Source organism: Bacteroides congonensis, assembly GCF_900130125.1.
In the GTDB taxonomy this organism is placed as follows: Bacteria; Bacteroidota; Bacteroidia; order Bacteroidales; family Bacteroidaceae; genus Bacteroides; species Bacteroides congonensis.
On sequence record NZ_FQXY01000008.1, the window covers coordinates 241,999 to 262,882 of the forward strand.

A 20,884-nucleotide genomic window follows, 5' to 3' on the forward strand; every position below is an offset into this window, starting at 1 on the left:
TTATGTGTTTGGGTTAATGATTCAAATAGTTGGCTACCGCTTCCGCACATCGTTCTCCGTCTACTCCGGCAGAAACAATTCCACCGGCATAGCCTGCACCCTCTCCGCAAGGGAACAGCCCGCGAACGGTTACATGTTGCAATGTCTCTTTGTCGCGTATGATGCGGACAGGGGAAGAGGTACGTGTCTCTACTCCAATCATCACTGCCTCATTCGTGAGGAAGCCATGACTGCTGCGTCCGAATTGCTGGAAACCGAGAGATAACCTTTTGCTGATAAACTCCGGCATCCAAAAGTGAAGCGGGGAAGAAATCAATCCCGGTGCATATGAAGATTCGGGCAGGTCATAACTTAATTTCTTACGGGTGAAATCCGACATACGTTGTGCCGGAGCCGTCTGCCGTCTGCCACCTTGCAACCAACACTGGCGTTCCAATTCTTCCTGAAAGTGAAGGACGGGGAGAAGTTGGGAGTTGAGAGTTGAGAGTCGGGAGTTGCTCAGAGATGGATTAAGAGCTAATAACTGCTCATTTTGTTGCGCAGCCAACTCTCCGTTCTCCATTCTCCACTCTCCACTTATTAAATCTTCCGGTTGTATTTCTACCACCATTCCCGAGTTGCTCCAACGTGAGCCACGGTTGGAAGGAGACATGCCGTTTACTACGACTTGCTCCGAGCCGCTGGCGGCAGGAACAATGAATCCACCGGGACACATACAGAAACTGTACACCCCTCTGCCTTCTGCTTGGGTTACGAAACTATATTCGGCAGCGGGCAGGTATTTTCCTCTTCCGTTCTTGTTGTGATATTGTATTTGGTCAATCAACATTGCCGGATGCTCCAAACGGACACCGACGGCAATTCCCTTTGCTTCAATCGTGACATCGTTTGCGGCCAGCCAACGGTAAACATCTCTCGCTGAATGTCCCGTAGCCAGTATCACAGGGCCGAGAAATGTTTTTCCCGTATTCGTCTCGATACCTTTTATTTCGTTGTTTTCAATAATCAGCGCATCCATCCGAGTCTCGAAATGGACTTCGCCGCCACATTCGATGATTGTATTCCGCATATTCTCAATGACACGCGGCAGTTTATCTGTTCCGATATGCGGATGCGCGTCTGCCAATATCGCCGTAGACGCTCCATGTTGGCAAAATACATTGAATATCTTGTCTACATTTCCTCTTTTCTTGCTGCGGGTATAGAGCTTTCCGTCCGAATAGGCTCCTGCTCCCCCTTCGCCAAAACTGTAATTTGATTCCGGATTTATCGTATGCTCCCTGCTGATTTGAGCTAAATCCTTTTTACGTTCGCGCACGTCTTTTCCGCGCTCTACGATAACCGGGCGTAAACCAAGTTCGATAAGCCGTAAGGCGGCAAATAGCCCGCCGGGGCCTGCCCCCACTACAATAACTTGTGGCTTTCCTTCCACCTTATTATATATGGTATGTTCGTACTCGTCGTCTTTGGGCATTTCATTGATGTAAACCTGTACCTTCAGATTGACAAATATAGTCCGTTGGCGTGCATCGATACTCCGTTTCAGAATTCGGGTAGCATTGATGTTGCGTGGATTTATCCCTTTTTCCTCAGAAAGATATTCTTTCAGCCGTTGTTCGTTTGCTGCGATTTCGGGAAGGACGCGGAGTTGGTATTCTTGTATCATTTGATTTTTGTTGCTTTTGATTATAAAATGGATAAAACTGATATGTAATAAATAACTATCTTATCCGAATAAGGCTCTGAACGCCTCTTCTACCTTTCTGACAGGCACTAGCTCTATCTTCAATTTCTGTGTATCTATTCCTTGCAGATTATATTTCGGCAACAGGAAACGTTTGAAACCTAACTTTTCAGCTTCTCCGATACGCTGTTCTATCCTGTTCACGGGACGGATTTCTCCTGACAGCCCGATTTCTCCCGCCATGCAGACTTCCGGTTCGATAGCTGCGTCCATATTGGAAGAAAGAATAGCACTGATAACGGGCAAGTCGATTGCCGGGTCATTCACTTTCAGTCCCCCCGCAATATTCAGGAATACGTCTTTTTGTGCAAGCTTGAAGCCGACACGCTTTTCGAGAACGGCGAGAAGCATATTCATTCTTCTCAAATCGAAACCGGTTGCCGAACGTTGCGGATTTCCATAAACAGCAGAACTTACCAAAGCCTGTGTCTCAATCAGGAACGGGCGTATCCCCTCAATGGCAGAAGCGATGGCAACCCCGCTCATTCCCTCGTGGTCTTGACTTAGCAATAATTCAGAAGGGTTGCTCACTTGCCGCAATCCGTCCTGACGCATTTCATAAATGCCCAATTCTGCCGTACTACCGAAACGGTTCTTGATGCTGCGCAGAATGCGGTACATATAGTGTTGGTCACCTTCAAACTGAAGGACAGTATCTACAATATGCTCCAATACTTTAGGGCCTGCAATGCTTCCTTCCTTATTAATATGTCCGATAAGCAATACCGGCGTATGTGTTTCTTTGGCGAAACGGAGAATGGATGCGGAACACTCCCTGACTTGCGCGATACTTCCGGGAGACGATTCTATATTTTCAGTAGAAATAGTCTGTATAGAGTCGATGATAACCAAATCGGGATTCGTATTCTTGATATGTACATAAATTTGTTCGAGCGAAGTCTCGCAGACGATAAGGCAATCACTGGAAACACCGGAAAGGCGGTCGGCGCGGAGTTTCAGTTGACGTGCACTCTCTTCGCCGGATACATAGAGAATCTTCTTCTCCGGCATATGCAGTACAGTCTGCATGACAAGCGTTGATTTGCCGATTCCCGGCTCGCCGCCTATCAGGACGAGAGAGCCCGGCACGAGTCCGCCACCCAACACACGGTTCAATTCATCATCGTGCATATCAATGCGTGGTTCATCATCCGCTTCTATTTCACTGAGGACAACAGGTTTGGGCTTCTGCGTCTCAATGCCCGACACCGGTCGGCGGTTGGCCGGTTCTTTCCGTACGATTTCTTCTACATACGTATTCCATTCTCCACACGACGGACATTTGCCCACCCATTTCGGTGAGTCTTGTCCGCAGTTACTGCATACATATACGGTTTTCTCTTTTGCCATTTGTCTCTTATTCTAGTCAAAATTGTACTATAAACCTGCTTTCGGAGCAAAAGTAAGTATAAATAGCCCAAAGCACAAAACAAATCTCATCGATTTTAATTCAATTATGTAAAGCAAATCACAATAATAACTATCTTTGTTGTGATAATCCACAAAATACCGTTCAATATGAATAGTTTGCATATAAAGAGGATTTGGATTTGGTATTGGAACAGAATATTGAAATCTGATAAAACAGCAAAATGACCTTTGTTTTCTTAATGTATACATTATATATAAGGCATAATTTGTTCAACGCGCAAAACAAATTCATGGAAAATCTGTTCAATGCATAAAACAAATAGGGGGGGCTTACAGAGTAATCTCTCCCGCCATCGACCGGTTCATCCGGTCGCGTACCTCATCCGGCGTATATCCGTGCCCCAACAGGAACATTAATTTTGTGACAGCCGACTCGGTCGTACTGTCGTAACCGGAGACAACACCTGCCTGCAATAACTGGTATCCCGTCTCGTAACGCTCCATCTCCACCATTCCTGCACTGCATTGTGTCACATTGACAATCACGATTCCACGTTCACTGGCCTGGCAAAGCCGGCGGATAAACCATTCTTTGCGGGGTGCGTTCCCCGAACCGTACGTTTCGAGTATAACCCCTTTCAACCCTTTTATATCTAAAATGGTAGCTACCACATTCTCCTGAATCCCCGGAAACAACTTCAATACCACTACATTCGTATCCAATAAATAATGCGGCTTCAATTCCCGCTCCTCTCCGTTCACATGAATCTGTACATTATTATATTTAATGTGAATCCCCGCTTCCGCCAATACCGGATAATTGAACGACCGGAACGCATTGAAATTCTCCGCATTGATTTTCGTTGTCCGGTTGCCCCGCATCAAATGATTCTCAAAGAAGATGCAGACTTCCGGAACAAGCGCCTTTCCCTCTTTATTCTGTGCGATGGCAATCTCGATGCTCGTCATCAGATTTTCTTTCCCGTCCGTGCGAAGTACTCCGATGGGAAGTTGGGAACCGGTCAGGATAACAGGCTTGTTCAGTCCTTCCAACATAAAGCTGAGTGCGGAAGCAGTATAAGCCATCGTATCCGTGCCGTGCAGAATGACAAAACCCTGATAACGGTCATAGTTCTCGTGAATAATGGAAACTAGTTTCCGCCACATATCCGGTTCCATGTCCGAAGAATCCATCGGCGGGTCGAACTGATACGTATCAATCGGGAAGTTGAATTTCTGTAATTCGGGGACATGCTTTTGGAGCTGTTCAAAATTGAAGTTCTCCAATGCGCCTGTCACGGTGTTCTCAATCATTCCAATTGTTCCACCGGTGTATATTAACAATACGGAAGTATTTAGCGGGTTCATAAGCTGATTTGTACGTTCGTTTTCGCAAATATAATAATATAAATGGAATATTAATAGCAAAATGTCATAAATATGAAGAGGAATTACAAGACGGAAAGAAGCCGGAATATTCTTTTTATCAGAAAAAAACCGGAAAAAGTGATAGATTGAACGTTTTTATTATTACTTTTGCGACACTTATCAAAAACAAGAGTAGAAACAGGACTATGATGAAGTACTATCCACATACAGTCACATCGATGTGTACCATGACCCTTAGGGGTTAATGGATAGTTTTGTGTATCTACGTGATTCACGCCTGTATAAACAGGCAAAATTCAAATTCAATTTTATTCGTAAACAACCAATCGTTCTGTAATAAGCTATACACAGGACATTGCATTTAAATAAGTATCTTCATGAAAGTAATGAAATTCGGCGGAACGTCCGTAGGTTCCGTGAACAGCATTTTAAGCGTAAAGAGAATCGTAGAGTCGGCTAAAGAGCCGGTAATTGTAGTTGTTTCCGCATTGGGGGGCATCACTGACAAATTGATAAACACATCGAAGATGGCGGCAGCGGGAGATTCGGCCTATGAAGGTGAGTTCCGCGAAATCGTTTACCGCCACGTGGAAATGATTAAGGAAGTGATTCCTGCCGGAGAAAAACAAACATCGTTGCAACGTCAGATTGGCGAACTGCTGAACGAGTTGAAAGACATTTTTCAGGGAATCTACCTGATTAAAGATCTTTCACCGAAGACATCGGACACAATCGTCAGCTATGGAGAACGCCTTTCGTCCATTATCGTTGCCGAACTGATCGAAGGGGCACAATGGTTTGATTCACGCACTTTTATCAAGACGGAAAAGAAACATAATAAACATACACTGGATGCGGAACTGACCCATAAGTTAGTGAAAGAGGCTTTCAAATCCGTTCCGAAAGTGGCGTTAGTGCCCGGATTCATCTCTTCTGATAAAATCTTAGGTGATGTGACTAACCTCGGTCGTGGTGGTTCGGACTATACGGCATCCATTATTGCTGCGGCGCTCGATGCCAACAGCCTGGAAATATGGACGGACGTGGACGGCTTCATGACGGCTGACCCGCGTGTCATCTCAACGGCTTATACGATTGCCGAACTGACTTACGTAGAAGCAACCGAACTTTGTAACTTCGGTGCGAAAGTAGTCTATCCGCCGACTATTTATCCGGTATGCCACAAGAATATACCTATTATAATAAAGAATACATTCAATCCGGATGGAGTAGGGACTATCATCAAACAGGAAGTTTCCAATCCGCATTGCAAAGCCATTAAAGGTATTTCTTCCATCAACGATACGAGCCTGATTACTGTTCAGGGACTCGGTATGGTAGGTGTAATCGGTGTCAACTACCGTATCTTCAAGGCACTGGCAAAGAACGGAATCAGTGTATTCCTCGTATCCCAGGCTTCATCAGAAAACAGTACTTCCATCGGTGTACGTAATGCCGATGCCGACCTGGCTTGCGAAGTGCTGAACGAAGAATTTGCCAAAGAAATCGAGATGGGAGAGATTTCTCCGATTCTCGCGGAAAGAAACCTGGCTACGGTGGCTATCGTTGGCGAGAATATGAAACATACGCCGGGTATCGCAGGTAAACTCTTCGGTACGTTGGGACGTAACGGTATCAACGTAATCGCTTGTGCACAGGGTGCTTCGGAAACTAACATCTCTTTTGTAGTCGATTCCAAATCCTTACGCAAGTCACTGAACGTCATCCATGACTCTTTCTTCTTGTCCGAATACCAGGTATTGAACCTCTTTATCTGCGGTATCGGTACGGTAGGTGGCAGCTTGGTAGAGCAGATTCGTTGCCAACAGCAAAAACTGATGATGGAGAACGGGCTGAAACTGCATGTGGTAGGTATCATTGATGCAGCTAAGGCGATGTTCAGCCGTGAAGGTTTTGACCTTGCCAACTTCCGCGAAGAACTGAAAGAGAAAGGTAAGGACAGCAACCTGCAGACTATCCGTGATGAAATAGTCGGAATGAACATCTTCAACTCCGTATTTGTAGACTGTACGGCAAGCCCCGACATCGCATCGCTTTACAAAGATTTGCTGGAGCACAACATTTCCGTAGTAGCCGCCAACAAGATTGCCGCTTCTTCGTCTTACGAGAACTACCGCGACTTGAAAACGATTGCCCGTCAACGTGGCGTGAAGTACCTGTTCGAAACAAACGTAGGTGCGGGACTTCCGATTATCAATACAATCAACGACCTGATTCATAGTGGTGACAAGATATTGAAGATTGAAGCTGTACTCTCGGGTACATTGAACTATATCTTTAATAAAATCAGCGCTGATATTCCTTTCAGCCGCACCATCAAGATGGCGCAGGAAGAGCGTTACTCCGAACCCGACCCGCGTATCGACCTTAGTGGTAAAGACGTAATCCGCAAACTGGTTATCCTGGCACGTGAAGCCGGATACCACATCGAACAGGAAGACGTAGAAAAGAACCTCTTTGTTCCGAACGATTTCTTCGAAGGTTCTTTGGATGACTTCTGGAAACGGGTTCCGAGCTTGGACGCTGACTTTGAAGCCCGTCGGCAAGTACTCGAAAAAGAAAATAAACACTGGCGTTTTGTTGCCAAACTGGAGAATGGAAAAGCTTCTGTCGGCTTGCAGGAAGTAGGAGCCAACCATCCGTTCTATGGTCTGGAAGGCAGTAACAACATCATCCTGCTGACTACGGAACGTTATAAGGAATATCCGATGATGATTCAGGGATACGGTGCCGGTGCGGGCGTGACTGCTGCCGGAGTTTTTGCCGATATTATGAGCATCGCAAACGTTTAACGCCTTATGAAACATATTATCATATTGGGAGACGGCATGGCCGACTGGCCGGTGAAGTCATTAGGGGACAAGACGCTCCTGCAATATGCAAAGACGCCTTACATGGATAAATTAGCCCGCATGGGACGTGTCGGACGGTTGAATACCGTAGCCGAAGGCTTCCATCCGGGCAGTGAGGTCGCCAATATGTCCGTTTTGGGATATAATCTTCCGAAGGTCTACGAAGGCCGTGGGCCGTTAGAAGCAGCCAGTATCGGCGTAGACCTGCAACCGGGAGAGATGGCGATGCGTTGCAACCTGATTTGTGTGGAAGGGGAGATTCTAAAAAATCACTCTTCGGGACATATCTCTACGGAAGAAGCGGACGTATTGATTCAATACCTGCAAGAGAAACTGGGAAATGACCGCGTGCGTTTCCATACGGGAGTCCAGTACCGCCACCTGTTGGTTATCAAAGGGGGAAACAAAGAACTGGATTGTACCCCGCCGCACGATGTGCCTTTGAAGCCTTTCCGTCCATTGATGGTGAAACCATTAGTGCCGGAAGCCCAGGAGACGGCAGACCTGATTAATGACCTGATTCTGAAATCACAGGAACTGCTGAAAGACCATCCGCTGAACCTGAAACGTATGGCAGAAGGCAAAGACCCTGCAAACAGCATTTGGCCTTGGAGTCCCGGTTACCGTCCGCAGATGCCTACTTTCTCCGAAACATTCCCGCAAGTGAAGAAAGGAGCGGTAATCTCGGCTGTCGACCTGATAAACGGAATCGGTTATTACGCAGGCTTGCGCCGTATCGCAGTAGAAGGAGCTACCGGACTTTACAATACGAATTATGAAAATAAAGTAGCTGCTGCCCTGGAAGCCCTGAAGACGGACGATTTTGTCTATCTGCATATCGAAGCCAGCGATGAGGCGGGACACGAAGGAGACATCGATCTGAAACTCCTGACAATCGAGAATCTCGACAAGCGTGCCGTAGGCCCTATCTATGAAGCAGTGAAAGACTGGGACGAACCGGTAGCAATAGCTGTATTGCCCGACCATCCCACTCCCTGCGAACTTCGCACGCATACTGCCGACCCTATCCCGTTCCTTATCTGGTATCCGGGCATCGAACCGGACGAAGTACAGACGTATGATGAGGTATCGGCTTGTAGCGGTAGTTACGGTCTGCTGAAAGAAGACGAGTTTATAAAAGAGTTCATGAAATAACGCATCCGAATTATGATTTATTATAGTACCAATAAACAAGCACCTGACGCTTCCCTGCAAGAAGCGGTGGTGAAAGGTCTTGCTTCCGACAAAGGGTTGTTTATGCCTATGTCCATCAAGCCGCTTCCACAAGATTTTTACGATACGATTGACAGCTTATCTTTTCAGGAAATAGCTTATCGTGTGGCCGATGCCTTCTTCGGCGAAGACGTTCCGGCAGATATACTGAAACAGATTGTATATGATACGTTGAGCTTCGATGTACCTTTGGTAAAGGTCTCGGAAAATATCTATTCACTCGAACTTTTCCACGGCCCTACATTGGCTTTCAAAGATGTGGGCGGTCGTTTTATGGCACGCCTGCTCGGTTATTTCATCAAGAAAGAAGGGCAGAAGAATGTCAATGTACTGGTTGCTACTTCCGGTGATACGGGAAGTGCGGTGGCTAACGGATTCTTAGGAGTGGAAGGTATCCATGTATATGTACTGTATCCGAAAGGAAAAGTCAGCGAAATACAGGAAAAGCAATTCACCACACTGGGACAAAATATTACCGCCCTCGAAGTAGACGGAACATTCGATGATTGCCAGGCATTGGTGAAATCGGCTTTCATGGATAAGGAACTGAACGAACATCTTTCTCTGACTTCCGCCAATTCTATCAACGTTGCCCGCTTTCTGCCGCAAGCATTCTATTATTTCTATGCTTACGCCCAGTTGAAGCGTGCCGGAAAAGCTGACAATGCAGTAATCTGCGTGCCTAGCGGAAACTTCGGAAATATCACTGCCGGTCTGTTCGGTAAGAAAATGGGATTACCCGTGAAACGTTTCATTGCAGCCAACAACCGTAACGATATATTCTACCAATATCTGCAAACAGGCGAATACAACCCGCGTCCATCTATCGCAACCATCGCTAACGCCATGGACGTAGGCGACCCGAGCAACTTTGCCCGTGTACTCGATTTGTATAAAGGTTCTCATGCCGCTATCTCCGCTGAGATTTCGGGAACTACCTATACCGACGAGCAAATCCGGGAAACTGTGAAAGAGACTTGGAAAGAACATCATTATCTGCTCGACCCTCATGGTGCATGTGGCTATCGCGCATTAGTAGAAGGCTTACAACCAGGCGAAACGGGTGTATTCCTTGAAACAGCCCATCCTGCCAAGTTCTTGGAAACTGTAGAAAGTATCATTGGTGAAACGGTAGAAATACCTGCCAAATTGCAGGAATTTATGAAAGGCGAGAAGAAGAGCCTTCAAATGTCAAAAGACTTTGCGGACTTCAAGAAGTATCTGCTTTCGCTCTGATTCTACCATTTGATTAAGTCTTCCTGTAAACGCCTTAGGACATACTCCTGAGGCGCTTCAATGAATGGTTTGTGCCACTCCTATGGCACGGTTGTGCCAATGCTGTGTCACTGCCGTGCCATAATGGTGGCACAGTTGTGCCAAGGCGGTTGCACAAGCTTGGCACAACGATATGACTTATAAAGAAGTGAGGAATATCAAATATTCTCCCGTACAATGAATAGTAAACTCATCGGCTGTTGCTTCATTCAGCGTACCCTGCCACCAATTAGTGAAGTCACTAAGCGGATAAACCAAGCCTTCTCCATGTAATCCTTTCGCTCCGAAATTGATAATGGAAATCTGCTGTCCGGGGTGAGATTTGAAAGTCTGCGTACCGTTTGCGGGCATAAATACACCATAATCAGTGACAGTCCGCACTTCCATGCCTTCTCTCATATAATCCATGAGCAGGCTGATATTTCCCAATGTATGGTCTTCCCGTTTGCCGGTAGCTCCTACGATAGCAATCTTTCGGAATCCTTTCTTTTGCAGGAAGTGAACGGCTTTAGTTTGGTCGTTCGTTTCCTGGTCGGATATCTGATGTATAATAGGAGAAAAAAGTTCTTTATATTCGGGTAAAAGGGAGTCTCCGTCGCCGATAATCACATCCGGTGTATGTCCGCGGGAAATATATTCATTGGCTGCGCCGTCACAACAAGCTACGAATTTAGCTTCTTTCAACAGTTGCAGGGGAAAGGGATGAGTAGGATATTCACCATTTGCCAATATTACGGCTTCGGGAGTGTAGTGTTCGCTTATCATTGTTGTATGCTCATTAATTTTTTCCATTTAAAGTAGCCAAAGATAGCTATAATGGAGTAAAGTCCATATAAAGCGGAGGTAAAATAAAGGTCTTTATAGATATACAGTCCGCAACAAACGATGTCTACGAGAATCCAGGCAAACCATTGCTCGATATATTTGCGTGCCAGCATCCACATACCGACGATACTTAATGCTGTGGTGAAGCTATCCAGCCAGGGCACATTGCTATCCGTATATTCAATCAATATCCAGGCAATGCCGAAAAATGTAACGACAAATACCAGTAAAAGCGGAAGATAGCATTTCCACGGTGTATGTACGATAGGGAGTGCTTTCGGTTTATCACTACCCGTTTCATCACCAATAGGCTGATTCCGTTTTCCTTTCCGTTGCCCCCACATCCAAAAGAACCAACCGTAAATAGCTGCTATCAGATAGTAGATATTGATACCGAAATCTGCATATAATCCTGCTTTGTAATAGACGAAGATATAGATAGCAGGCATGATAATACCCGCTATCCAAAGATAGATACTTGCCCGGTATTCCAACCACAGGTAGACTAAACCGACAATTGTACCGAATATTTCAAGGAAATTCATTTCCATCATTCAAATCTGTTTAGAAACGGAACGTGATATGTGCCAGTATATTGGTACCTGCCATCGGATAGAAACGCGGGTCGTGCTTTATCACATATGGCTTTGTCTTGTCTCCGTTTTCGTAAAGGGCAACGCTTTGCGAGTATCCGTTCGTTTCATATTTCGTGTTGAATAGGTTGTAAACGGTAGCTCCTATTGTAATTCCCTTTGTGTAGCGGGTTTGGAAAGAATACGATGCACTAAGATGATTAACAAAATAGGCGTCGAGTGAATTATCCTTTGTTCCGAAGTTGTCGAGATACTGGCGGCTGACATACTGTGACTGGAAAGAAATTTCCAACCCGTTGCTGCTGAGAGTAATCAAACTGTTTCCAATAAAAGAAGGGGAGAAAGCGATAAGACTATTGCCACCTTCAATCGCTGTTTGTGTCCATAAATCATCGGTTACTCCATTCACCAAACTTTGGTCATACACATAACCCACATAGTTCTTGATACGGTTTTTGCTCCATGTTCCGTTGATATCCCAACGCAGCCAGTCATTGAACTTAGCACCCAATGCCAGTTCGATTCCCATGCGGTAGCTGTCTTTTACGTTTTCTGCCATGGCTTCACCTATATCATTGGTCTTTCCGTTCAATACTAATTGGTCGGTATAATCCATATAATACAAGTTGACACCTGCCGTAAACCATTCGTTGCGATAGGTGTATCCTAGTTCATAGTCCAGTAATTTTTCCGCTGTGGGATGTTCTTCAAACATACCATCCGTGTAGTTATTGCGGGTAGGCTCTTTCTGTGCTACCGAAAAGGATGCATAGGCGCTATGGTTAGGATTGATTTGCCAGAAAAGTCCGGCTTTGGGATTGAAGAAGCTGAAATTCTCTCTCACGTCTAATCGCTGTAGGTGCGGGGGAGTAGCAGTGAAATCCCATTTGTCGTTATCTCCGTCAATCTTGTAGTGAATATAGCGATATTGAAGGTCGGCATAAGCACTTAATCCGTCGGTCAACTGATAATTGGCTTTTAAATAGACATTACCGTCCGTTTTTCCACCGTTGTTGCGATAATATTCATGGTCAGGGGCAAGCTGTTCGGAGTAGTTTTTCACCCACAGTACTTTTCCATAATGGTCGTTGCTGTATCGGTTCAAAGCACCGCCGAAAGAAGCGTTTAGTTTCTCGTTCTGATAATTCAATGAGAAGATACCGCCACCGAAATCGCTATCCACTAACTTTTGGCGGACAAGATTTGTTTTCTCCTGCGGCTCGCTATTGCCTGGTAGATAGAAAGGTTTCAATCCGTATTCTTCCAGGCTGCGTCCGTTCTTGTACTCCTGATAATAACCGAAACCATTGGTATAGTGGAAAGCGATATTCAAATTCCATGCCGGAGAGAAAATATGATCGAACAGGAGTTGATAATGAGTTTGACGGTAATTATCCATTTGGTCGTCATAGAAACCGATGGGATTTCCTTTTCCTTTGTTATCGTCGAGAATCACTCCGTTTGGATTGTATGTCCGGTCATTTTCCAACTGTTCTTTACTGATACCATCCCAAGCATGATAAGTCTTTTCCTTTCCGCCGAAGGTGATAAACTTAATCGTCGTGTTTTCACCGAAATATCCGCCTTGTACAAAATATGATTTCAAATCAGATGAGGCACGGTCACGATAACCGTCACTCTGAATATTTGAAAGGCGTGCATCGAACGCCCAGTATTTATTAATCAGTCCTGTTCCTACCTTTACCGTTTCCTTATGCGTATTGAATGAACCATAAGAGCCTGAAACTTCTGCGTAAGGTTTGGAAGAAATACTTTGTGTACGCATATTGATACTGGCACCGAATGCTCCCGAACCATTGGTGGACGTTCCGGCACCACGCTGAATCTGCATATCTTCCAGGGAAGAAGCGAAGTCAGGAGTGTTTACCCAAAAGATGGCGTGGCTTTCGGAATCGTTCATCGGAATACCGTTGGCAGTGACATTGATGCGGGTAGCATCTGTACCACGTACACGAATGGCGGTATATCCTACGCCTGTTCCTGCATCCGAAGTAGTCAGTACGGATGGAGTGGTAGATAAAAGGAACGGAATATCCTGTCCGAAGTTCTGTTTACTAATCTGTTCTTTTTTAACGTTGGTAAATGCCACCGGAGTTTTTGCCGTGGCACGGGTGGATACTACCTGCACCTCTTGCAGGTTTACAACTTTCATACTGTCCTTTGCACTCGTCTGCGCATGGACAGTAACGCCTGCGCCCAATAAGGCGACGGCCATCAATCCAATTTTTTTCATCTTGCTTATTAATTAGTTCTCTACGCCGGCATTACCCGGTTCAGATTCTATGGGTATGTTCTCAGCCCGTCATGTTAAGGCACCCCTACCAGTGAATCGGTTGCAAAAATACGGCTTTTGCAGGAGTAAAACAAAAAAAACTTTTAGATTTGCTAAAAACAATATAACTTTGCGGTTTGTTGAAATAACGAAACAACGATTTATTCATTTTAATACATTTTTAATTATGCTACTATTACTTCAGGCAACACAGGCGGCGGATTCCGTGCAAGTGGCCGCAGATAAAATGATGGAACAAGCCATAGCCAATGCTGAAGGCTTGGACAAGCTCTCGTTAATAACTCAACAATTAGTCGGTTTCGGTATCCGTGCCGGAGAACGTATCTTGATAGCGGTAATCGTCTTTATCGTAGGACGTTTCCTTATTTCAATGCTTAATAAATTTATCAGACGTCTTCTGGACAGGCGGAAAGTCGATATAAGTATTAAGACCTTTGTCAAAAGTCTTGTAAATATAACATTGACTATTCTGTTAATCATTTCAGTAGTCGGTGCGCTGGGTGTCGAAACTACTTCCTTCGCGGCTCTGTTGGCATCTGCCGGTGTGGCTGTCGGTATGGCGCTGTCCGGTAACTTGCAGAATTTTGCCGGTGGACTGATCGTGCTGCTGTTCAAACCTTACAAAGTTGGTGATTGGATTGAAAGCCAGGGCGTTTCGGGAACAGTGAAGGAAATTCAGATCTTCCATACTATCCTGGCTACGGGAGACAATAAAGTGATTTATATTCCGAACGGTGCAATGAGCAGCGGAGTCGTGACCAACTATAACACGCAGACTACCCGTCGTGTAGAATGGATTGTTGGTATAGATTACGGTGAAGATTATAATAAAGTGCAGCAAATTGTCCGTGACATACTGGCTGCCGATTCACGTATCCTGAACGATCCCGCTCCGTTTATCGCCCTTCATGCGTTGGATGCCAGCAGTGTGAATGTCATAGCCCGTGTATGGGTGAACAGTGGCGACTATTGGGGAGTATATTTTGATATTAACAAGGCTATCTACGAAACCTTTAATGAAAAAGGAATCAATTTCCCGTTCCCGCAACTTACCGTACATCAAGGGAACTGATTATTGTAAAATATATAATAAAATAGTCTATAATAAAAAGGAGAGAGCTTCACTGAAAATGGGGCTCTCTCCTTATTTATTATAGAAAACTTGTCTGGTGTGATGAATGAAATTTCTCTTATTTGATGCCGAAGTCTTCGACCAATTCGTATCTATCTTCTTTGATTCCCAGTACGTGGTTAATTTTCCTTCTCTTCTCAAGGTCTTTAAAGTAGTCTTCTACAACCTGATAGAGGTCGAAATTGGTAGTGGAACCTGCGGCTAAATCGAGTGACTCCACCATCTTTTCCACGGCCTGATGGATTTTCTCTGCGTCTATCAGATGCAGTTCGTTGCTGTGTATTAAATATTTTTCCATAACTGCAATGTTTTAATGTTATATTGTTATAACGTTCCACAGTGACGGAAAGTTCATACATAAACCGCTGCATCTTAGATTTTGGCAAGTGCCTGTTCCAGGTCGGCAATCAAATCATCAATATGCTCCGTTCCGATGGACAGGCGGACTGTGCCCGGATAGATTTCCTGTTCGACAAGTTCCTGTGCGTTAAGTTGTGAGTGGGTAGTGCTTGCAGGATGAATTACGAGCGATTTTACATCGGCAACATTGGCAAGCAGTGAGAATATCTCCAGACTGTCGATAAAACGATGTGCCTCTTCCTGTCCGCCTTTCACTTCGAAAGTAAAGATGGAGCTTGCGCCATTCGGGAAATAACGCTGATACAAGGCATGGTCGGGGTGACTGGGCAATGACGGATGATTCACTTTCTTCACCTTCGGATGATTGTTTAAGAAATTCACAACTTTCAATGCGTTTTCCACATGGCGTTCTACACGTAATGAAAGAGTTTCAAGTCCTTGCAACAGGATGAAAGCGTTGAACGGACTGATAGTTGCTCCGGTATCACGCAAGAGAATAGCACGGATACGGATAGCGTAAGCGGCTGCACCGGCAGCGTCGACAAAGCGTACACCATGATAGGAAGGGTCTGGTTCGGTAAGTTGTGGAAACTTGCCGGAAGCTACCCAGTCGAACTTGCCGGAATCAACGATCACTCCACCCAGTGACGACCCGTGCCCACCAATGAATTTAGTTGCTGAATGTACCACGATATCTGCTCCATGCTCGATGGGACGGATTAAATACGGAGTACCGAATGTATTGTCGATAATCAAAGGAATCTTGTGACGGTGGGCAATTTCGGCTACGGCTTCTATATCTATGATATTGGAATTCGGATTACCCAGTGTCTCAATAAATACCGCTTTTGTATTCTCCTGAATCGCTTTCTCGAAGTTGGATAAATCGCTTGGGTCAACGAAAGTAGTTGTGATACCATAACTGGGCAGCGTATGTGCCAGCAGATTATAACTTCCGCCATAGATGGTTTTGGCTGCTACGATATGGTCGCCTGCACGGGTGATATTCTCGAAAGCATAAGTGATGGCGGCAGCACCCGAAGCAACTGCCAGTCCGGCTACTCCACCTTCAAGGGCGGCTACGCGTTGTTCAAAAACTCCCTGTGTAGAGTTAGTCAGACGACCGTAAATATTTCCAGGGTCTTGCAGGCCGAAACGTGCGGCTGCGTGAGCCGAATTGTGGAATACATAAGAAGTAGTCTGATAGATAGGTACTGCACGGGCATCTGTTGCCGGGTCTGCCTGTTCTTGTCCTACATGTACCTGTAAAGTCTCGAAGTGTAAATTCTTTGTTGCCATAATCGTATGTTTTTTGAGGTTTAATATTCTTTCTTTATTTTCTTGCAAAGTTAGAGTGTGTGGAGTTATCGAACAATATATGATGAAAATATAGAAAATAATGCTATTTTTGTGCTTCTATATAGAATGGATGATTTGCTTCATTCTTTAAATTCGCCTTTTAGAAGAATATTATTCTATGAGTACATTAGAGAAACTGGATAAAGTGGATTTGCAAATACTCCGTACTTTGCAAGAGAATGCCCGCCTGACTACCAAAGAGCTGGCTGCGCGGGTGAGTTTGTCATCAACCCCTGTATTCGAACGGCTCAAACGGCTTGAGAGTGGCGGTTATATAAAGAAGTATATCGCCGTACTCGATGCGGAAAAACTGAATCAGGGATTTGTGGTGTTTTGTAGTGTGAAGCTCAGACGGCTGAATCGGGATATTGCTGCTGAATTTACCCGAATCATACAGGATATTCCTGAAGTGACCGAATGCTATAACATATCGGGCAGTTATGATTACTTATTGAAGATTCATGCTCCTAATATGAAATATTATCAGGAGTTTATTCTGAATGTATTAGGCACGATTGATAGTTTGGGGTCGTTGGAAAGTACCTTTGTGATGGCCGAAGTGAAGCATCAATATGGGATACATATTTAGTCTCTTAAATATGTTATGCAGCATACTTAACTTCTTTTTGCACATCTGTAGTTCCATTTAAGAGCAACATCCCTATTTTTAATCAAAAGCTGGAATGATATTTCAAATATGGAAAACATGTTGCCAAATATGGAAAATACAGAGCAAAGTCTGGAAAAAGCAGACGATAATTATAAAGTGCCTAATTTGGAAAAAGGCATTGCAGTGATTGAATATCTTTCTTCACGGTCGGAAGGGGAGACATTGCAGGAAATCAAGCAGGCGCTTGATATATCGCAGACTACCGCCTACCGCATCCTGAATACATTGGTACGTCTGGATTATCTTTCTTTTAGTGAAGATACCAAGCGTTATAAGTTAACCCGGAAATTACTGACATTGGGTTTCCGTGCGCTGAATGAACACAATCTGTTGGAAACAGTCCTGCCGCATCTGCGTGATTTGAGGGACAGGGCGAAAGAGACAGCTTGTTTCGGTGTATTGGGAGATGAAAAAGGCATTTTTATCGAACAGGCACGGGGACATCATGCGTTCTGCTTTGTCCTGTCGCCGGGCAAACCTTTTGAGTTGCACTGCTCCGCACCGGGAAAAGCCATTATGGCTTATTTGCCTGTAACCGTCCGCAACCGTTATCTTTCCTATATGACTTTCCCCCGTTATAATTCCCGTACGATTACTTCACGGGAAGCTTACCTGGAAGAACTGGAAAAAGTTTATCAGCAGGGATATGCTTTGGATAACGAAGAGGAATTGAGCGGAGTGATTTGCGTGGGTGCACCTGTCCTGAATTATACGGGATACCCCTGTGGCTCTATTTGGATTTCAGGTCCCAAAGACCGTCTGACGGAAGAACAGTTGCGAAGTACCGTGCAGACTGTCAAGGAGATAGCCGGGCAGATTTCTGCCGAACTGGGATACAGGAGAGTTTAAAAGATAACGTCCTAAAAACACAAGATACTATGATAAGGAACTTTTTACTAATTTGCTTGCTCGGCTGCGGCATATCCCTCGCAACGGCCGGAAATCCGCCTTACTTTACCACGGGCACTGCCGTCAATGGAAAAGGAGAACTATTGATGACTCAAAAGGGAACGAAACGGCTGGATGTTTTTGCCGCTGACGGGAAAACTCTGCTCCGTTCCTATCCGTTCAAAGAAACTCCTACAGGACTTTTGCTTGATGGGGATATGGCATATGTGACCACTTTCGAGAAAACCGGACGGTTGGAAGTGCTGTCATTGAAGTCGGGACAAGTGGAAGCGGTGATTCCTACCGGTTCGGGAGCTTGCTATCCTGTATTTGATGCGGACAAGAAACATATATATGTATGTAACCAATTTGCCAATACCATAAGTGAGATCGATATTGCGTCACGTAAAGTGGTGCGCAGCGTGAAAGTCTTGCGTGAACCCCTGTCTGCCATATTCAGTAAGGACGGACGATATATGTTTGTTGCAAACTTCTTGCCTGCGCAGCGGGCAGACCTGAATGTAGTGGCAGCCTGTGTCTCGGTTATTGATATGAGGAGCTTTACCAAAGTAAAGGACATCCAACTGGCAAATGGCAGTAACGCTTTGAAGAACATGTGCATTACTCCCGATGGCAAGTATATTTATGTATCTCATAATTTAGGCCGTTTTATGGTGCCTACTTCGCAATTACAGCAGGGATGGATGAATACAAGTGCCTTTAGTATTATCAATGTAGAAAAGCAGGAATTTGAAGGAGCTGTATTGGTGGACGAGCCCGACCGGGGGGCTGCCGGTATATGGGGAATTGCCTGCGATGAGAAATATATCTACGCAACCCATAGCGGAACACACGAAGTCAGTGTCATCGACCATTCCCGGATGCTGAATAAATTTAGGAGTTATGAGGATAAAAGTCGTTTGGACTACGCTCTGACCTTTCTCTATGGACTACGCAAAAGGATTCCTTTGCAGGGCAACGGGCCGCGCAATCTCCTGATTTCAGGTAATAAACTGATTATTCCCACCTACTTTGCCGATATATTGAATATAGTAGATGTGAATACGCTGTCGGTAACTGCCGTTAACATGAATATGGGACGTACCGAGACAAAAGAGCAGAAAGGGGAGAAATACTTTAATGATGCCGGACATTGCTATCAAGGATGGCAAAGCTGTAACGGATGTCACCCCGGAGATGGTCGTACGGACGGTATGAACTGGGACTTGATGAATGACGGGGTAGGTAATCCCAAGAATTGTAAGAGCATGCTTTATAGTCATGTGACACCACCCAATATGATTTCGGGTATTCGTGCCAAAGCCGAAATTGCTGTGCGGGCAGGTTTCCGCTATATCCAGTTCTATGAACCCGAAGAAGAAATGGCCGAATGTGTAGATGCTTATATGAAGTCTTTGCGTCCGGTTCCCAGTCCGTATCTGATAAACGGAGAGTTGTCGGAGAAAGCCAAGGCGGGAAGAAAAGTCTTTGATAAGTTGAAGTGTGGCGAATGTCATAGCGGGCCTTTCTATACAGATATGAAAATGCACCGCATTGGTGAGGATATAGAATTTGAGAAAGGATGGGATACACCTACATTAGTGGAATGTTGGCGTACTGCCCCTTATTTGTTTGACGGGCGCGCTGCTACCATGCAGGAAGTATTTGAAGTCCACAAACATGGAGTTGACAAGAAGGTTTCAAAGAAAGAGATAGAAGAGTTGACCGAATATGTAAATTCCCTGTAAGAAGAAGGCTTATGAATTATTGCGATAAAATACATTACTCCCTGTACGTTGCTTCTGCAAATGATTTTTCGTCCATGATAGACGATTTATTGTTGCAGTTGCCCGAAAAAGAGAGTGTGCTACGCCTGATTTTATTCGGTACGCCTGCTTTGGAAGAAGAATATGTCGCCTGGCGTCAGATTTTCAAGATGAAGGTACGCCGTTTCTTCGGAGATTGTGAACCTGCACTTAGCTATGTCTCACAACCGGTATTGGATGCATCTCTAGTATTGGAAGTGCATAGTTACCGTCCCGATACGGACGAACGGATTTCATACCGCTGCTATGAGGACATTCCTTATGTATTGGTGGAAAATGAATCGGGACGTTTCCTTTTTGCGGGCGGATTTCAAGGGGATGAATCCTGTACGGACAGGGAACAACAGTCGGTAGCGGCTTTCCAGCAGTTGAGAGGTGTATTGGATAAGGAATCGTTTCCTGTCAACAGCATTATTCGCCAATGGAACTATATAGAACAGATAACCGGATATGACGGAGCCGGTCAGCACTACCAGTCATTTAACAATGTGCGTACAGCATTCTATGCGGAAAGCGACTGGTCGAAAGGCTATCCTGCCGCTACGGGAATCGGCATGGATCTGGGCGGTATTTTGATTGATGTGGATGCGGCGGTGTTTCATACGTCTGATGCTTTCGCCACTCCTATTGACAATAAATTACAGGTTGCCGCCCATGCCTATTCCGGACAAGTGCTCGAAGAAGCCCGACAGAAAAAGACTACTCCGAAATTTGAACGTGCCAAGAGCATGACTTTTCATGACCGGCGTTTGGTTTATATTTCAGGAACAGCCGCTATCCGCGGAGAAGAAAGCCTGAAAGGGGTCGGCTTGGAACGTCAGTTACAGATTACGATGGAGAATATCGCCCAATTAATAAATGATGCCTGTTTGGTGATGTTGCGTGTCTACCTGAAGAACAAGTCGGATTATGAGGTTGCAAGGCGGGAACTTGAGAACTATGGACTGAATATTCCCGTTTCCTACCTGCAAGCCGGCGTATGCAGGGAAGAGCTATTAATTGAAATAGAAGGAATAGCGATAGAATAAATAC

General features: G+C 45.1%; 16 protein-coding genes and 1 riboswitch. Of the genes, 8 read left to right on the forward strand and 8 right to left on the reverse strand.

Annotated elements, in window-relative coordinates; all coding sequences use genetic code 11:
- Positions 1–13: 13 nt before the first annotated feature.
- From BQ7997_RS04395 to BQ7997_RS04405, 3 genes are all read right to left on the reverse strand, one after another.
- Complete coding sequence (locus tag BQ7997_RS04395) at positions 14–1,666, reverse strand: NAD(P)/FAD-dependent oxidoreductase (RefSeq protein WP_073343919.1); 1,653 nt, start codon at positions 1,664–1,666, stop codon at positions 14–16.
- Positions 1,667–1,726: 60 nt separating this feature from the next.
- A complete protein-coding gene (gene radA, locus BQ7997_RS04400) occupies positions 1,727–3,094 on the reverse strand; it encodes a DNA repair protein RadA (protein ID WP_073343922.1) in 1,368 nt (455 codons plus the stop codon).
- Between the two features lie 351 nt (positions 3,095–3,445).
- Positions 3,446–4,483, reverse strand: coding sequence for an asparaginase (locus BQ7997_RS04405; protein ID WP_073343925.1), 1,038 nt, complete (start codon positions 4,481–4,483; stop codon positions 3,446–3,448).
- Positions 4,484–4,881: 398 nt separating this feature from the next.
- Here BQ7997_RS04405 and thrA point away from each other — a divergent pair, with 398 nt between their 5' ends.
- Genes thrA through thrC form a run of 3 tightly spaced genes read left to right on the forward strand, consistent with a single transcriptional unit; the run spans position 4,882 to position 9,846 of the window.
- A complete protein-coding gene (gene thrA / locus BQ7997_RS04415) occupies positions 4,882–7,317 on the forward strand; it encodes a bifunctional aspartate kinase/homoserine dehydrogenase I (protein WP_073343928.1) in 2,436 nt (811 codons plus the stop codon).
- Positions 7,318–7,323: 6 nt separating this feature from the next.
- Positions 7,324–8,532, forward strand: coding sequence for a cofactor-independent phosphoglycerate mutase (locus tag BQ7997_RS04420; RefSeq protein ID WP_022139964.1), 1,209 nt, complete (start codon positions 7,324–7,326; stop codon positions 8,530–8,532).
- A gap of 12 nt (positions 8,533–8,544) precedes the next feature.
- A complete protein-coding gene (thrC, locus tag BQ7997_RS04425; RefSeq protein WP_073343931.1) occupies positions 8,545–9,846 on the forward strand; it encodes a threonine synthase in 1,302 nt (433 codons plus the stop codon).
- Between the two features lie 177 nt (positions 9,847–10,023).
- On the opposite strand, the gene BQ7997_RS04430 is transcribed toward thrC, so the two are convergent.
- The 3 genes from BQ7997_RS04430 to BQ7997_RS04440 are packed head-to-tail and all read right to left on the reverse strand — an operon-like array spanning position 10,024 to position 13,557.
- Entirely contained in the window at positions 10,024–10,650 is a 627-nt protein-coding gene (locus BQ7997_RS04430; RefSeq protein WP_073343934.1) for a thiamine diphosphokinase, read from the reverse strand.
- On the reverse strand, positions 10,647–11,261 hold the full coding sequence (gene pnuC, locus BQ7997_RS04435) for a nicotinamide riboside transporter PnuC (RefSeq protein ID WP_073344774.1): 615 nt from the start codon (positions 11,259–11,261) through the stop codon (positions 10,647–10,649). The genes BQ7997_RS04430 and pnuC overlap by 4 nt, the downstream gene beginning before the upstream one ends.
- Positions 11,262–11,274: 13 nt before the next feature.
- The gene (locus tag BQ7997_RS04440) at positions 11,275–13,557 is read right to left on the reverse strand and encodes a TonB-dependent receptor (RefSeq protein ID WP_073343937.1); all 2,283 of its coding nucleotides are present in this window, start codon (positions 13,555–13,557) and stop codon (positions 11,275–11,277) included.
- Positions 13,558–13,654: riboswitch (TPP riboswitch) on the reverse strand.
- Between the two features lie 129 nt (positions 13,655–13,783).
- Here BQ7997_RS04440 and BQ7997_RS04445 point away from each other — a divergent pair.
- Positions 13,784–14,689, forward strand: a complete 906-nt coding sequence (locus BQ7997_RS04445) for a mechanosensitive ion channel family protein (RefSeq protein WP_073343940.1) — start codon at positions 13,784–13,786, stop codon at positions 14,687–14,689.
- Positions 14,690–14,807: 118 nt separating this feature from the next.
- Here BQ7997_RS04445 and BQ7997_RS04450 read toward each other — a convergent pair whose 3' ends face one another.
- Positions 14,808–15,047 (reverse strand): hypothetical protein, encoded by a 240-nt coding sequence (locus tag BQ7997_RS04450; RefSeq protein WP_022139978.1) that lies wholly within the window; start codon positions 15,045–15,047, stop codon positions 14,808–14,810.
- 74 nt (positions 15,048–15,121) lie between these two features.
- A complete protein-coding gene (locus tag BQ7997_RS04455) occupies positions 15,122–16,408 on the reverse strand; it encodes an O-acetylhomoserine aminocarboxypropyltransferase/cysteine synthase family protein (protein ID WP_073343943.1) in 1,287 nt (428 codons plus the stop codon).
- A gap of 178 nt (positions 16,409–16,586) precedes the next feature.
- On the opposite strand from BQ7997_RS04455, the gene BQ7997_RS04460 reads away from it, so the two are divergent.
- From BQ7997_RS04460 to BQ7997_RS04475, 4 genes are all read left to right on the forward strand, one after another.
- The gene (locus BQ7997_RS04460) at positions 16,587–17,057 is read left to right on the forward strand and encodes an Lrp/AsnC family transcriptional regulator (protein ID WP_022139980.1); all 471 of its coding nucleotides are present in this window, start codon (positions 16,587–16,589) and stop codon (positions 17,055–17,057) included.
- A gap of 129 nt (positions 17,058–17,186) precedes the next feature.
- Positions 17,187–17,987, forward strand: a complete 801-nt coding sequence (locus BQ7997_RS04465) for an IclR family transcriptional regulator (protein WP_229088190.1) — start codon at positions 17,187–17,189, stop codon at positions 17,985–17,987.
- Positions 17,988–18,016: 29 nt separating this feature from the next.
- On the forward strand, positions 18,017–19,774 hold the full coding sequence (locus BQ7997_RS04470; RefSeq protein WP_073343946.1) for a YncE family protein: 1,758 nt from the start codon (positions 18,017–18,019) through the stop codon (positions 19,772–19,774).
- Positions 19,775–19,785: 11 nt separating this feature from the next.
- Positions 19,786–20,880, forward strand: a complete 1,095-nt coding sequence (locus BQ7997_RS04475) for a chorismate transformation FkbO/Hyg5 family protein (protein ID WP_073343949.1) — start codon at positions 19,786–19,788, stop codon at positions 20,878–20,880.
- The last annotated feature ends 4 nt before the right edge of the window (positions 20,881–20,884 follow it).